Origin of the sequence: Pedobacter suwonensis (assembly GCF_007833675.1) — a bacterium.
Classification (GTDB): domain Bacteria; phylum Bacteroidota; class Bacteroidia; order Sphingobacteriales; family Sphingobacteriaceae; genus Pedobacter; species Pedobacter suwonensis.
In genome coordinates this window covers 4,179,814-4,196,176 of record NZ_CP031708.1, presented here as the reverse complement: position 1 = coordinate 4,196,176, position 16,363 = coordinate 4,179,814, and the positions used below count along the sequence as shown (strand labels likewise).

Annotated in this window: 6 protein-coding genes, 2 tRNA genes and 3 rRNA genes; 4 read left to right on the top strand and 7 right to left on the bottom strand. The window is 43.0% G+C overall.

Features of this window, described 5'->3' with window-relative positions; genetic code table 11:
• The first annotated feature begins 250 nt into the window (after nucleotides 1-250).
• Nucleotides 251-2,827 carry an alpha-L-arabinofuranosidase C-terminal domain-containing protein gene (locus DV942_RS17325; protein WP_244950731.1) on the top strand — a complete coding sequence of 859 codons (2,577 nt, stop codon included), beginning with the start codon at nucleotides 251-253 and terminating at the stop codon, nucleotides 2,825-2,827.
• 128 nt (nucleotides 2,828-2,955) lie between these two features.
• On the opposite strand, the gene DV942_RS17320 is transcribed toward DV942_RS17325, so the two are convergent.
• Complete coding sequence (locus tag DV942_RS17320) at nucleotides 2,956-3,921, bottom strand: phosphatidylinositol-specific phospholipase C (RefSeq protein ID WP_090988308.1); 966 nt, start codon at nucleotides 3,919-3,921, stop codon at nucleotides 2,956-2,958.
• 171 nt (nucleotides 3,922-4,092) lie between these two features.
• On the opposite strand from DV942_RS17320, the gene DV942_RS17315 reads away from it, so the two are divergent.
• Genes DV942_RS17315 through DV942_RS17305 form a run of 3 tightly spaced genes read left to right on the top strand, consistent with a single transcriptional unit; the run spans nucleotide 4,093 to nucleotide 6,986 of the window.
• Nucleotides 4,093-5,277 (top strand): glycosyltransferase family 87 protein, encoded by a 1,185-nt coding sequence (locus DV942_RS17315; RefSeq protein WP_145859613.1) that lies wholly within the window; start codon nucleotides 4,093-4,095, stop codon nucleotides 5,275-5,277.
• Nucleotides 5,274-6,206, top strand: a complete 933-nt coding sequence (locus tag DV942_RS17310; protein ID WP_145859610.1) for a glycosyltransferase family 2 protein — start codon at nucleotides 5,274-5,276, stop codon at nucleotides 6,204-6,206. Before DV942_RS17315 ends, DV942_RS17310 begins: the two co-directional genes overlap by 4 nt.
• Entirely contained in the window at nucleotides 6,207-6,986 is a 780-nt protein-coding gene (locus DV942_RS17305) for a polysaccharide deacetylase family protein (protein ID WP_145859606.1), read from the top strand.
• Between the two features lie 158 nt (nucleotides 6,987-7,144).
• Here the strand turns inward: DV942_RS17305 and DV942_RS17300 are convergent, their stop codons facing one another.
• The 6 genes from DV942_RS17300 to DV942_RS17275 form a co-directional block, all read right to left on the bottom strand.
• The gene (locus tag DV942_RS17300) at nucleotides 7,145-8,905 is read right to left on the bottom strand and encodes a S8 family peptidase (RefSeq protein ID WP_450091357.1); all 1,761 of its coding nucleotides are present in this window, start codon (nucleotides 8,903-8,905) and stop codon (nucleotides 7,145-7,147) included.
• Between the two features lie 873 nt (nucleotides 8,906-9,778).
• Nucleotides 9,779-9,890 (bottom strand): 5S ribosomal RNA (gene rrf / locus DV942_RS17295).
• 139 nt (nucleotides 9,891-10,029) lie between these two features.
• Nucleotides 10,030-12,905: ribosomal RNA gene (locus tag DV942_RS17290) — 23S ribosomal RNA — on the bottom strand.
• Nucleotides 12,906-13,336: 431 nt separating this feature from the next.
• A tRNA-Ala gene (locus DV942_RS17285) sits at nucleotides 13,337-13,413 on the bottom strand.
• 80 nt (nucleotides 13,414-13,493) lie between these two features.
• Nucleotides 13,494-13,571, bottom strand: a tRNA-Ile gene (locus tag DV942_RS17280).
• 263 nt (nucleotides 13,572-13,834) lie between these two features.
• A 16S ribosomal RNA gene (locus DV942_RS17275) occupies nucleotides 13,835-15,356 on the bottom strand.
• The 16S, 23S and 5S rRNA genes sit together here with 2 tRNA genes alongside, the layout of an rRNA operon.
• Nucleotides 15,357-16,363: the final 1,007 nt, after the last annotated feature.

Sequence of the window (16,363 nt, the reverse complement as noted above, 5' to 3'; positions counted from 1 at the left end):
AATATTCTGCTTTAACCTTAAGCAGGTGTTAAAAAACCCTTCCATTTTGGAAAGGTTTTTTTCATATTGGTATCGGTTATACGCGCTTACTAAAGTGTTTCTCTGTAAGAGAATCAAAATAATAATCGTTATAATGACGATTATTATTTAATTTAGAAAAAATTCTAACCAAAATCATCACTCCTAAGCAAGCCCGAATCGTTTTGCTGCTGATGCATTGTTGAATTTAACGACTAAATTTTAACAGAAAATGAAAAGAAAGTTTTGGCTTTTTGCCGCATTCATCTTCATGGCTGCAAATGTATTGGCCATCAACAAAAAAATAGCCAACGAGCCTGATTCGGCTTATTTATTCGCTTACAATGCCAACGGACTTCGGTTTGCCTGGAGTTTGGATAAACAGAACTGGACGCCGATAGGAAATGATTATACCTTTTTAAAGAGTGATTATGGCCGATGGGGAAGCGAGAAAAAAATGATAACACCTTTCCTTATTCAGGGTAAAAACGGACTGTGGGTATGCATCTGGAGCCTGAATAACCATACATTACAATTTGCAACTTCAACTTCTGAAGATCTGATCAGCTGGAACCCGCAAAGCTACCCCTATGTAAATCAGGGTAAGAATGTTTTACGTCCGGTTATTGCCTATAACCCTAATCTTGATGAATATACCGTAACCTATGCGGATGCCGACGAAAAGTATTTTCAAACCAAAACCAAAGATTTAAGCCATTACAGCCCTATAAAAGAAGTGCCCGCATCAGCTTATCATGACCTGCGTACCGCTGTTAATCTACCCCATGCCGGTAAGGGTCAGGTGTACCATTTGCCATGGAAAGTTATTTTGGGTTTGAAAAAAACATATGAGTTAAAAGATTACAAAAATAAACAGAATGGAGAGACAACTAAAGATGATGCCGTGCGTTTTGCAGGTCTTAAAAATGTAGAGGCCAGGATAACTTTCAAACCTGATCAGACAAAGCCGATCAGCAACATGCTAACAGGTGTATTTTTCGAAGATTTAAATTATGCGGCTGATGGAGGATTGTATGCAGAACTGATTCAAAACCGGGATTTCGAATATCACATTCGTGATAAAGAGTATAATGACCAAAACTGGAACAGCAGTTACGCCTGGACATTGAAAGGCGACCGTGCAACAATGAAAATAGATTCGGTTTCGCCAATCCATCCCAATAATCCGCACTATGCAGTTTTGGATATTCCAGTTGCCGGGGCATCTATCCTAAATAGCGGTTTTGATGGAATAACAGTAAAAAAAGGCGGAACTTACGATTTTTCACTATCAGCGAAATTACTGGATACAAAAAGGATGAATCTTGAGGTAAGGCTGGTAAGTGACAAACTAGGAATTTTGGCCAAATCAAATTTAAATATTACTTCAAACAACTGGAAAACAGCAGCTTTAAGTTTAGTGTCTGCTGCGGATGCAAGCGATGCAAAACTCGAAATCGTGATGGCTAACCAAGGGCGTATTGCAATTGATATGGTTTCATTATTTCCAAAAAACACATTTAAGGGCCGCAAAAATGGCTTGAGGTCGGATTTGGCACAAGCCATTGGAGCTATACATCCGCGTTTTGTACGTTTTCCGGGAGGTTGCCTTGCCCACGGAGATGGTATTGCCAATATCTATAAATGGAAAAACTCCATCGGACCTTTAGCGGCACGCAAACCAGACCGAAATCTTTGGGGCTATCATCAAACCATGGGGCTTGGTTATTATGAATATTTCCAGTTTTGTGAAGATATTGGTGCTGCACCTGTTCCCGTTATAGCTGCTGGTGTACCTTGCCAAAATTCGGCCACAGGTGGTGGTGGCCAGCAGGGCGGTATACCAATGAGTGAAATGGGGCAATATATCCAAGATATTGTAGATTTAATTGAATACGCCAATGGCGATGTAAAAACTGAATGGGGGAAAAAACGTGCCGAAGCAGGACACCCCAAACCATTTAACCTGAAATATATTGGCATTGGTAATGAAGACCAGATTACAGAGGTATTTGCTGAACGGTTTACGATGATTTACAATGCCTTAAAAAAATCGCACCCCGAAATTACAGTTATTGGCACTGCAGGTCCATTTTTTGAAGGAACTGACTATGAAGCCGGCTGGCAAATTGCATCAAACCTTAATGTACCGATAATTGACGAACATTATTACCAGTCGCCAGGCTGGTTTATCAATAATCAGGATTTTTACGATAGTTATGATCGTTCTAAATCTAAAGTTTACCTGGGCGAATATGCAGCAAGTTTACCAGGTGGTAACAGGACAAACCTGGAAACCTCGCTTGCCGAGGCCTTGTATCTCCTTTCACTTGAACGCAATGGTGATGTGGTGAGCATGGCCTCTTACGCCCCGCTTTTAGCTAAAGAGGGCCATACCCAATGGGATCCTGATCTGATTTATTTTAACAATACAGAAGTAAAACCTACTATAGGCTACTTTGTACAACAACTATATGGACAGAATGCCGGAGATGAGCATATTCCATCAACTGTGGTACTCTCTTCGAATCAAGAAAACGTGAGAAAACGGATAGCCTGTTCAATGGTTAAAGATGCTAAAACCGGAGATTTAGTCGTTAAAATGGTTAACCTGCTTCCGGTAAATGTAAACACCTCATTTGATTTCAATCAGCAACAGTTTGGGAAAAATGCCTTTAAAACCGTACTTTCCGGCAACCCGAATGACAAGAGAGCTGTTCCGGTTGTGACAAAAATTGATTCTGAAACAATCAGACAACTGGAGCTGCCGGCTTATTCATTTACCGTTTTAAGATTTAAAGCAAAGTAGGATATAGGAAATATCCCCCTTTTACAATTTTTGCAATGTAAAATAATATTTCATTAAGGATGCACTTTATCTAGTTAGACTGTGCATCCTTTTTAAGTAAACTGAACCATTAAATCGCTGCGTTAATATTAGAAATTGGTATTAACAATTGATTGGCTTCTGCCCGAATCAATAAAGTCAAGTGCCACAATTCCGAATTTCCCATGGGTATTGTTGGCAAAAAATGTGGTAATTTTTGGATTGATGAAATTCGATACCGTTGTAATACTTGGGATACTGAATATACCAGCTTTATAACCACTTGCATAATTCAGGTAAAGTTTATTTGATGTATCATTTTTGGCTTCATTTAACAAGGTTTCTATTCTCGTCCACTTTGTATTTACATCATTAACATTGTAAAAATCCTGAACTTTTAAATTTGCCGCGTTATTGATCTCAAATGTAGTATTATCGGCCCAGGCCGTAGCGTCAATTCCTTTTGGCGATGATGCGGAAAACCTTCGCAAAAGTCTGATTTTCCCACGGATACTGCCCAAAGTAGGAATGTTGTTTCCTAAATCCCACTTGCCGGGATTTTGCTGTACATAACTATCGAATGTTTGTTCAAAAGAACGGCTATTGTTTGATGGGGTATGTTCTTCTTTTACGCTCATAATAATGGCTTCTGTTGGGTGACTGTTCAGGAAATTGATACAGGCATTCAGCACGTCATTAAAATTAAGATTTTGATAAATGGCTCCATGATGAATGGCAAAAGCGTTGTCTATGTGCCTGCAGCGGATATCCAGATAACGAACGCCAGCATTTAACTGATCGGTAATGCTCAGGTTCTGGCATTTTGCAGTGCCTGAAACAGGTTCGATCGTAGCGCCGGAATCGTGCGTACCTGGGATAGAAATGAGTGCTATGCTGTTTTGATCGGCAAGTACGCTCATCCAGTTATTAAGCGAAAAACCTGATAAAGCCGCATTTGGATTTACATTTTCTTTGAGTTTTGGTCCAGAAAATTTTTCAGTTTCTTGTTGTTCTTTTTTACAGGCACTAAAGGTTAGCACCAAGGCCACAAAAAGTGGTAGTTGTAATTTTCTCATAGTTTTTTAAGATTGATGATTATCTGGTTCAGCTTAATAAAACTAGTAAAATGATTTACTAAATCGATATTCCATCACTAATTTCATAATTAATTAATATTGGCTCGCTGTTCCGGACGATCTATTTCGTATTGACGTAACGAAATAGTTATATTGCGGCATCAAATCATAATGAACATTTTCACAAAAAATAACCTCAGCAAACTGTCTTCATTACTTTTAAAAAAGCAATGTGTATTTGCCGTTTATCTCATACTGGCTTTGGTAGCTGGTTTTAAACAATACCACCACCATTCTTACAATAATTATCTGATCTTCAAATATGTTTACTGGCATACTGTAGACTTGCAGAATCTATATAATAATTATCCCGAATACCAAGACAGTAACCATTACGGGCCGGTATTTTCTGTTTTCATAGCGCCTTTTGCCTTATTGCCTGACGGCCTTGGTTGTATATTGTGGAACATCGCCAATGTAACCATATTACTTTGGGGCATTTACAGCCTCCCCATATCCCTTAACAAGCGAACAATAATAGCATGGATCTGTGCACATGAAACCTTAACCGCACTCTTCAGTTTCCAGTTTAACATCGCCCTGACTGGATTAATATTGCTTAGTTTCTCTTATCTGATCAAAAAGAAGGAAGTACAATCTGCTTTTTTTATTGCCTTAGGCACGTTGATTAAACTTTACGGGATTGTTGGACTGGCATTTTTCTTTTTCACCAAAAATAAGTTAAAATTTATTTTAGGCTGCTTTATTGCATTTGCGGGGTTGTTTGCCTTGCCAATGGTCATTTCCTCGCCGGCTTTTGTCATGCAATCCTATAGTGACTGGTATCATTCTTTAGCTCATAAAAATGATTTAAATGCCTCGTTAACATCTTTTCAGGATATTTCTTTAATGGGAATTGTGAGGCGTATAACCGGTAATATCAACATTCCGAATACCCCTTTTTTGCTAGGTGGATTAATATTATTTGGTTTGCCTTATGTCCGTATCAATCAGTATAAACATCTAGGTTTTAGGTTAATGTTATTGGCTTCAACATTGATTTTTACGGTGATATTTAGCAGCGGTTCCGAATCGCCAACTTATATTATTGCTTTTGCAGGGGTTGCCATTTGGTTTATGCTGCAGCAGAACCCAAAAAATGGATGGACCATTGGCTTATTTATCTTTGCATTTATATTAACCAGCCTGTCTCCAACGGATATTTTCCCAGGACAGGTTAAAGAATTTATTCGTCTATATTCGCTTAAAGCCCTACCTTGCGTCATCATTTGGCTAACTATAATCTACCAAATGATGAAAGAAGATTTTGAGTCTTATCTGATTACCGATAAATGAAGAAGTTAGTTTCTATAGTAATTCCTGCTTACAACGAAGCCGATAATATTTTTGTCATTGCAGAAAGCATTAAACAAGTTTTTTCAACCATCAATTACGAGTACGAAATAATATTGGTAGATGATGGTAGTGCCGATCATACGCTCGAACAGATTAAAGATTATGCTTCAACAGCAAGTAATATCTTTTTCCTTGAATTTTCTAAAAATTTTGGTCATCAACTGGCTGTTAAGGCAGGCATGGATCATGCTTTTGGCGATTGTGTAATTTCGATGGATTGCGATATGCAACACCCTCCAGAACTGATTCCTGATATGATTGCAAAATGGGAAGCGGGTTATGAAGTGGTTTACACCATTCGTGAAGAAGATAAAAATCTATCGAAAGGTAAGAGAAGTTCATCAAGCCTGTTTTATAAGGTATTAAACTGGCTTTCTGATATCGATTTAGAGCCTGGAGCAGCAGATTTCCGTCTGCTCGATCAGCGGGTGGTTAATGTTTTCCGTAATTTTCATGAAAACGAGCCATTTCTTCGAGGCCTGGTAAAATGGCTGGGTTTTAAGCAATATGCTATTAAATATAATCCGGCGGCACGTTTTTCAGGTAAAAGTAAATACACCCTTAAAAAAATGCTTAGGTTAGCCTTGCACGGCGTTACTTCTTTTAGCATCAAGCCGCTCTACACCGCAGTTTACCTGGGTTTTATCCTGTCTTTTGCCTCTGTGCTTTATGTGCCTTATATTATCTACGCCTTTGTAAACCATGTAGAAGTTTCTGGTTGGGCATCTGTAATTATGACGATTGTTTTTTTTGGAGGTTTACAGCTCATCATCTTAGGTATTATAGGCATTTACGTAGGCAAAATGTTTATGCAAACTAAAAACCGCCCTAATTACATTATCCGTTCAACCAATATTCAACAAAAATAAATGGTACTATTAAGTTTTGATATCGAAGAATTTGATATGCCTTTCGAGTATGGAAAAGATATTTCTTTTGAAGATCAAATTGCCATTTCGAGGGCAGGTACCATTGCCATTTTAGATATTTTGGATAAATACAGGGTGAAGGCTACCTTTTTCTGCACCGTTACCTTTGCAGAAAATATTCCCGATCTGATTAAAAGGATTACCGAAACCGGACACGAACTCGCTTCGCACGGGTATTATCATTCTAACTTTAAGCCAGAACATCTGCTTCAATCAAAATTAAAACTAGAAGAACTTTCGGGCAAAGAAATTACAGGTTATCGCATGGCGAGAATGATGCCAGTTGATGAAAAGGAGATTGAAAAGGCCGGATATACCTACAATACTTCTATTAATCCAACTTATTTGCCCGGACGCTACAATAACTTCAATATTTCACGAACACATTTTATCAAAGATAACGTTTTGCAGATTCCTGCTTCCGTTAGTCCAGTGATTCGTTTCCCTCTATTCTGGCTTTCCTTCCATAACCTGCCCTTAAGTATTTACAAAACCTTAGCCAGCTGGACCTATAAAAAAGATAAATACCTGAATATTTACTTTCATCCATGGGAATTTACCGACTTAAGTGATTTTGAACGCTTTGGTTTCCCTGGTTACGTTAGGAAGAATACGGGTGTGAAAATGATTAAGCGCATGGAAGCGCTTATTTCATGGATGAAAGCAAAAAACTACCCATTTGGCACCTTCCAGGAGTTTATTAAAACCCTCAATTCTTAGATTTTAAGGGTATTGTCATTTCATTCAGGGCTGCAACCAGCGTGTTTAGCCCCGGGCGAAGCGACATCCCCGAATGCGCAGCCGAGGGATATAGCGGAGCACGGGAACAAGCCTAAATAGCTGCAATGATCCTGCGCTCCACAAACTAAAAACCTGCCTTATTTATACGTCTCTGCCAATTTCAGTGCGTTATAGGCATTAACAATCCCACCACTCACACAAATTTCACTAAAAGGTACACGGGTGTTTTCGCCTCTTTCATTCTTATACTTCACCTTATGGGCCACTTTGGAAACCGATTTCATAATAATTTCCCGTACCTGTGCCGGCTTTAAATCCGGATAATAACTTAAGATCAGTGCCGCCAATCCGGCCACCACAGGCGAAGCCATGCTCGTTCCGTCCGCCTCTTCATATTTATTATCAGGAATCGTTGAATTAATTAAAAATCCGGGAGCAAACACATCTACAGTATATTTACCATAATTGGAGAAACTGGCTTTCAGATTATCATCATCTTTATAGGCACTGGCACCTACTTCAATCCAATTATTGGCATGAGGAAGATTAAACTTTGCAGAGTCTATTGGTATAGGTTTTACGAATGTAGATCGGTTATAAGGTGGCCTCATACCCATTCCATTATTTTGTGCCATAGGTTTCGGTGGCGTAAAATCTGGCTTGACCGGCTTTTTATTGGCTTCTTTATAGGCATCTGCCTCTTTACTGTCGAAAAATTTATTGGGAAAATTTTCTTCCAGATCATTATTCTGATTATCATTTCCGGCTGCATGCACTAGCAATACCCCTTTAAGTTCAGCATATTTCACCGCAGAATCTACCGCTTTCTTATCCCACTTATAACTTTTACCAAAGCTCATGTTAACTACTTTCGCACCATTATCTACGGCATATCTGATGCCGTTGGCTACATCTTTATCACGTTCATCGCCCGTCGGTACTACCCTGATGGCCATGATACTGACATGATTGGCTACCCCCATGATTCCTAAGGAATTGGTACGACCGGCACCAATAATCCCCGAAACGTGCGTACCGTGAAAAGCATCCGGACCTTTTACATCATTATTTCCATAATCCTTTTGGTAAGCATTGCTGTAGTCGTCTCCAACCAGTTCTGCGCGCATGTCATATTTAGGATTTAAGTTATACTTCAACATCGCGTCGTATTGCTTATACCCCTCTTTAATACTCTTATAAAATTTCTCGAAACTTCCATCTTCCCTTGCACCTTTCCTGATAATTGTTTTTACCTGCTCTTCAGTTTCATCATCAGCTTTGTAGCGATCCACATCATCCATCGTTGGGATCTCCTTTTTACTGATTTTAGCTACCGTATCCAAAACTTTGTTAATGGCAATCAACACTGAAAAGGTATTACTGGCATCTTCATATTTTTTACCAAAATCGCCCACCATTTTTTTATACAGTTTAAATTCTTCCTTTTGTGTGCTGTCTAATGGTGTTAAATTGGTTGTCGACTGATATTTCGGCGTATAAATTCTTAACAAACGAACGAGTTCCAAATTATCGAACTCCAGGTTACCCTTTTTAGAGCCAATAAAATTCCAGCCATGAATATCATCAATATAACCATTGCCATCATCATCTATTCCATTTCCAGGAATCTCTTTTTTATTTGTCCATAAAACACCTTTTAGATCAGGATGTGCAGTATCTACACCACCATCTATTACGGCTACCACAACATTTTGTTTAGGTTTTTTATCTTTTAAAAGTTCGCGATAAGCCCTCTCTGTACTGATACCGAAATATCCATTTTCCAATAAATCGAGGTTAAACCAATTTGCGGGGAGTTGTACATTCTTACTTTGTGCAAAAACATTAAAATTTAAGCCCAAAATAATAGCGAGAAAAGTTAATTTCTTAAGGTTCACATTCATCATCATCATATGTACGTATTACTACAATAATACGGTTTTATTACTTTCAGGATGAAAGTTTTCACATCTTTTAACAAGCGTATTTGATCTATTTTGGAGCGCAGTTTCTGTGCTTTTTGGGTCAGGTACCGTCCCGCTCGCTTTTTGATCGGAAACATGGAAGATGTAAAACGGATGATGGAATGGTCTCTGCGGAGATCAGCGTTTCTGCGGGAGCACAACCTTAACTTTTCTCAGCTCCTTAATGGTTTAAATACCTATTGGTCTTGGAGCGCAATGTCCCGAGCATTTGGGATAGGTCCCGTCCTGCTGTCCGCTCTATCCTTTTGGGAAACCTTATTTTTTAAACAATTTTTCTTATCCAAAAGGGATGCCGCTACCATCAGGGCTGTTTTACCCGGGACATAAAATAAAGGAGTAAGGATGGAAGATGTAAACGGATGATGGAATGGTCTCTGCGGAGATCAGCGTTTTCTGCGGGAGCACAACCTTAACTTTTCTCAACTCCTTAATGGTTTAAATACCTCTTGGTCTTGGAGCGCAGTGTCCCGAGCGTTTGGGCCGGCTCCGTTCCTGCTGTGCGCTCTATCCTTTTGGAAACCTTATTTTTTAAACAAATTTTCTTAGCCAAAAGGGATGCCGCTCCCATCAGGGCTATTTAACCCGGGACAGAAAATAGAGGAGTAAAGATGGAAAATGTAAAACGGATGATGGAATGCTTTCAGCGGAGATCAGCGTAATCTGCGGGGAACCGCTATGCGCCCTAACCCCCTAACGCCGGGAAACCGCTATGCCCTATGCCCTATGCCCTTTGCTGATAAAACAAGAAAGCCCTTCAACATTACTGCTGAAGGGCTTCTCTTTAAGATCTGGCACCGACCTACTCTCCCACGTGTTACCGCAGTACCATCGGCTCTGGTGGGCTTAACTTCTCTGTTCGGAATGGGAAGAGGTGGACACCACCGATATAGGCACCTGAATATTTTTATTTAAGGTTGAGGGAGGGAGGGTATTAAGGTAGAGGGTAAACCTTCCGCCTTTATGCCTTCCGCCTTCCGGCCTCAAATGACATATTATTGAAAGAAGTTAGCATGAAGAACAAACAACAGTTCTGTTTGCTTTGAAAGCTTCGGATGATTAGTACTACTCGACTGTGGTGTCGCCACCTTTACATCTGTAGCCTATCAACGTAGTAGTCTGCTACGGTCCTATATGGAATTCTCATCTCGTGGCTAGTTTCGCACTTAGATGCTTTCAGCGCTTATCTATTCCCAGCGTAGCTACTCTGCAATGCCCCTGGCGGAACAACAGATTCACTAGAGGCTGGTCCAACCCGGTCCTCTCGTACTAAGGTCAGCCCCACTCAAAATTCCTACGCCCACAACAGATAGGGACCGAACTGTCTCGCGACGTTCTGAACCCAGCTCGCGTGCCACTTTAATCGGCGAACAGCCGAACCCTTGGGACCTTCTCCAGCCCCAGGATGTGACGAGCCGACATCGAGGTGCCAAACCTCCCCGTCGATATGAGCTCTTGGGGGAGATCAGCCTGTTATCCCCAGCGTACCTTTTATCCTTTGAGCGATGGCCCTTCCATGCAGAACCACCGGATCACTATATCCGTCTTTCGACCCTGATCGACCTGTATGTCTCACAGTCAAGCAAGCTTATGCTATTGCACTCCACGTACGGTTACCAAGCGTACTGAGCTTACCTTTGAAAGCCTCCGTTACCTTTTTGGAGGCGACCACCCCAGTCAAACTACCCATCAAACAATGTCTCCCGCTTAGCGGGATTAGACACCGAATACAGAAAGGGTGGTATTTCAACGTTGGCTCCACGATGCCTGGCGACACCGATTCATAGCCTCCCACCTATCCTACACATCCTGTACCCAATGTCAATGTTAAATTGTAGTGAAGGTGCATGGGGTCTTTCCGTCCCGTTGCGGGTACCCGGCGTCTTCACCGGGACCACAATTTCACCGAGCTCATGGCTGAGACAGCGCCCAGATCGTTACACCATTCGTGCAGGTCGGAACTTACCCGACAAGGAATTTCGCTACCTTAGGACCGTTATAGTTACGGCCGCCGTTTACTGGGGCTTCGATTCAATGCTTCTCTTGCGATGACATCCCCTCTTAACCTTCCAGCACCGGGCAGGTGTCAGGCCTTATACCTCATCTTTCGATTTTGCAAAGCCATGTGTTTTTGTTAAACAGTCGCCTGGGCCTTTTCACTGCGGCTGACATTGCTGTCAGCGCCCCTTCTCCCGAAGTTACAGGGCCATTTTGCCGAGTTCCTTAGCCATGATTCACTCGAGCACCTTAGAATCCTCTTCCCGGATACCTGTGTCGGTTTGCGGTACGGGTTTTTATAACCTGGAGCTTAGCGGTTTTTCTTGGAAGTCTGATTACCTGCACTATCCAATCGCCCGAAGGTCCTTGGTACTATCAGCGCTCAGCATCGATCACGGATTTGCCTATGTTCGATATACCTACAGCCTTCAACGATCTATTCCGTCAGATCGCGGCAGTGTCACTACTCCGTCCCCACATCGCAGTTATAAAAAGTACTGGAATATTAACCAGTTGTCCATCGAATTTCCCCTTCGGGTTCTCCTTAGGTCCCGACTGACCCTGATCCGATTAGCGTTGATCAGGAAACCTTATCCTTTCGGTGGGCGGGTTTCTCGCCCGCCTTATCGTTACTTATGCCTACATTTGCTTTTCTATGCGCTCCAGCACCCATTACCAGATACCTTCACTGCACATAGAATGCTCCCCTACCGATATATTTCAATCCCATAGCTTCGGTGTACGGTTTAATGCCCGTTTATTATCCATGCCCGATCGCTCGACTAGTGAGCTGTTACGCACTCTTTAAATGAATGGCTGCTTCCAAGCCAACATCCTAGCTGTCTGTGCAATCGGACCTCGTTAGTTCAACTTAACCGTAACTTGGGGACCTTAGCTGATGGTCTGGGTTCTTTCCCTCTCGGCGCGTGACCTTAGCACCCCGCGCCTCACTGCCGGCCATATTACATAGCATTCGGAGTTTGTCTGGATTTGGTAGGATTTGACTCCCCCGCACCCAATCAGTAGCTCTACCTCTATGTAACTCGATGCCGACGCTGTTCCTAAAAACATTTCGGGGAGTACGAGCTATTTCCCAGTTTGATTAGCCTTTCACCCCTACCCACAGATCATCCGGAAACTTTTCAACGTTTATCGGTTCGGTCCTCCAGTACGTGTTACCGCACCTTCAACCTGTCCATGGGTAGATCACAAGGTTTCGCGTCTACCTCCTCTGACTATACGCCCTGTTCAGACTCGCTTTCGCTTCGGATCCGTGCCTGAAGCACTTAACCTTGCCAGAGAAGAGTAACTCGTAGGCTCATTATGCAAAAGGCACGCCGTCACACCACTTGGATGCTCCGACCGCTTGTAAGTACACGGTTTCAGGTTCTATTTCACTCCCCTGTTCGGGGTTCTTTTCACCTTTCCCTCACGGTACTGGTTCACTATCGGTCTCTCAGGAGTATTTAGCCTTACCGGATGGTGCCGGCTGATTCCCACAAGGCGTCTCCGACCTCGCGGTACTCAGGATACTGCTAGACTGGTATTCTATACGTGTACTGGGCTATCACCATGTATCGCCGGGCTTCCCATCCCGTTCCACTTCTGTTTACCAATGCCACGTTGCAGTCCTACAACCCCCACTTTGCCGTAACAAGGTAGGTTTGGGCTCTTTCCCTTTCGCTCGCCACTACTCAGGAAATCATTGTTATTTTCTCTTCCTCTGCTTACTTAGATGTTTCAGTTCGGCAGGTTTGCTCATTATATGTGACATGTCTTCAACATGCCGGGTTGCCCCATTCGGAAATCTCCGGATCTAGTTCCTATTTGCAGATCCCCGGAGCTTATCGCAGCTTATCACGTCCTTCTTCGCCTCTGAGAGCCAAGGCATCCCCCGTGTACTCTTTCTTACTTTCTTCTACTCATGCGCCTTTTGCGCCGCATGGTATGCTTTTTTGCTCTTGTTATGATGTCTCATACCTAACATCGTATTGCTACTCCGCCTGGTGAGCACAAACACAACAGTCGCCTATTGTTGTTTGCTCTTCTTTTTTAACTTCTTCCAATATGTCAAAGAACTTTACCGAGGTTAAAGGTAGAGGGTATAAAGGTGGAGGGTTTCATTGTCCTGCGCCTAAGCCTCTGCTTAACCTTGTTAGTGAAAAACTGCGGTCTCGAACCGTTTCATACTTTTTGTAATGTATGTGCCCCGTGGCGTTTTCTTCTTTTCTCTCTTTATGTCAATGTATGTTACCGATCCAGGTAAACTCGTTTTTTTGTTTTCTGTCGTGGCCGGTAGTGCCATGGGTCTTACCCTAAACCTTCTACCTTTCAGCCCTCAACCTTTAATGGTGGAGAATAACGGAGTCGAACCGTTGACCTCCTGCGTGCAAGGCAGGCGCTCTAGCCAGCTGAGCTAATCCCCCAGAGTGTAGTTATCAGTTTTCAGTTCCAGGTTTTCAGTTATGGTAACTGTCAACTGCAAACCGCCAATTGTAAACTTCAATGGTAGTCCCGTCCAGATTTGAACTGGAGACCCCTACATTATCAGTGTAGTGCTCTAACCAGGCTGAGCTACGGGACTTTGCTTTGGGCAGCATCTGATGCAGTATATAGTATCTTACCGCTACCGCTTTTCCTTTGCTAACCTCAGCTTCATCCGTTAAGCTTACCCTTATAGTATGCCCACCGTTTTCTTCTGGGTGTTTCTTTTTTTTTCTCTTTGTTATAAAGTATATGGTATCAGCTTGAACGATATGGTCCTTGAACCCTATACCTTCTACCTCTTTACCCTCTACCTTATTTAGAAATATCATGTTGCGCAGTGAGTAGTCAACGCTACTCCAGAAAGGAGGTATTCCAGCCGCACCTTCCGGTACGGCTACCTTGTTACGACTTAGCCCCAGTTACCGGTTTTACCCTAGGACGCTCCTTGCGGTTACATACTTTAGGTACCCCCAGCTTCCATGGCTTGACGGGCGGTGTGTACAAGGCCCGGGAACGTATTCACCGCGTCATTGCTGATACGCGATTACTAGCGAATCCAACTTCATGGGGTCGAGTTGCAGACCCCAATCCGAACTGTGAACGGCTTTGTGAGATTCGCATCATATTGCTATGTAGCTGCCCTCTGTACCGTCCATTGTAGCACGTGTGTAGCCCCGGACGTAAGGGCCATGATGACTTGACGTCGTCCCCTCCTTCCTCTCTGTTTGCACAGGCAGTCTGTTTAGAGTCCCCACCATGACATGCTGGCAACTAAACATAGGGGTTGCGCTCGTTGCGGGACTTAACCCAACACCTCACGGCACGAGCTGACGACAGCCATGCAGCACCTAGTTTCGTGTCCTTGCGGACTGATCTATCTCTAAATCATTCACTAACTTTCAAGCCCGGGTAAGGTTCCTCGCGTATCATCGAATTAAACCACATGCTCCTCCGCTTGTGCGGGCCCCCGTCAATTCCTTTGAGTTTCACCCTTGCGGGCGTACTCCCCAGGTGGAACACTTAACGCTTTCGCTTAGCCGCTGACTGTGTATCGCCAACAGCGAGTGTTCATCGTTTAGGGCGTGGACTACCAGGGTATCTAATCCTGTTTGATCCCCACGCTTTCGTGCCTCAGCGTCAATAAGACCATAGTAAGCTGCCTTCGCAATCGGTGTTCTGAGACATATCTATGCATTTCACCGCTACTTGTCTCATTCCGCCTACCTCTAGTCCATTCAAGCCCATCAGTATCAAGGGCACTGCGATAGTTGAGCTACCGTCTTTCACCCCTGACTTAACAGGCCGCCTACGCACCCTTTAAACCCAATAAATCCGGATAACGCTTGGATCCTCCGTATTACCGCGGCTGCTGGCACGGAGTTAGCCGATCCTTATTCTTCCGGTACATTCAGCTAAATACACGTATTTAGGTTTATTCCCGGATAAAAGCAGTTTACAACCCATAGGGCAGTCTTCCTGCACGCGGCATGGCTGGTTCAGAGTTGCCTCCATTGACCAATATTCCTTACTGCTGCCTCCCGTAGGAGTCTGGTCCGTGTCTCAGTACCAGTGTGGGGGGCCATCCTCTCAGATCCCCTAGTCATCGTCGCCTTGGTGGGCCGTTACCCCGCCAACCAGCTAATGACACGCATGCCCATCTCCATCCCATAAATGTTTGATCATTGGATAATGCCATCCTGTGATTTTATGCGGTATTAATCCGGATTTCTCCGGGCTATCCCCCTGATGAAGGTAGGTTGCATACGCGTTACGCACCCGTGCGCCACTTTCCTCTCCAGCAAGCTGGAAAGTATCGTTCGACTTGCATGTATTAGGCCTGCCGCTAGCGTTCATCCTGAGCCAGGATCAAACTCTCCATTGTAAAATGTGTTGTTCAATACTGACCAGTTTTAACTATCGTTAAAAATAGTCTTCTTTTTTGTTATGTCTGTCAGACATTGACTTTAAAATTCAGTCAGGCATTCTGTACTTGAATACGTACTTCATTACCTCACTGCGCTACATTGACATCTCTTTTAAGAACTTATCGACTGTTGTTGCCTCGCGGCCCGTCTTTATATATCTCCAGATTTCAGTTCGTCCAGGTCTTGTTTGTCCTGAACGCGTTTCCGTCTGTTTCAATCTTTTCTGCTGATCGCCGTAACATCCGCTACCTGATCTTTCTTTGTTTTCCCTTCGTTTCCGTTGGGAGTGCAAAGGTAGGAATCTTTTTCGAACTTCCAAATAAAATAATTTTTATTTTTCTGATTGCTTTTTCTTCTCTCCCTCTGTTTCAATATGCCGGTGTTCACCAGCTTTCCGTTCTTCCGAACCGGGCTGCAAAGGTAGCAATCTTTTTCTCTTAAGCAATATTTATTTTAAAATAATATCGCCCTCCATCTCTCTAAGCCATCTTTTCAACAAATCCCTTCCTCCGAAGCGGGATGCAAAAGTAGGAAAAATATCATTCCCCACAAAGATTTTGAAACGATTAATAGAGGTTTTAACGTAAGTTCATGGTTTTCAATGGGAAATATTTTTCGACAGACCAAAACAATTATGCCTTTCGCCTGTTTATTGCTGTCTTGAACAGTTCCAGGATCTGATAAGGTCCGAAATCCGGGATGGCAAAAAGATCCTTCGGCTACCCGCAGGATGACGGATCGGCTGGAGAAACATACTAAACTTCCGAAGTTCCCCTGCGCCCCGCCACTTGAAATTTCGGAAGAAACTGCCCACCTAAACCCGATAGCAGCGGAATAGCCCGGAGCGCAGCGAGGACTATAAGCGAAAGCGGGAACATGCTTATATAGTACCACTGACCCTGCTTTGCTAAAGAGAAAAATAAACCCGAAAACTACCGACACTCTACAACACCACTCAACTGGC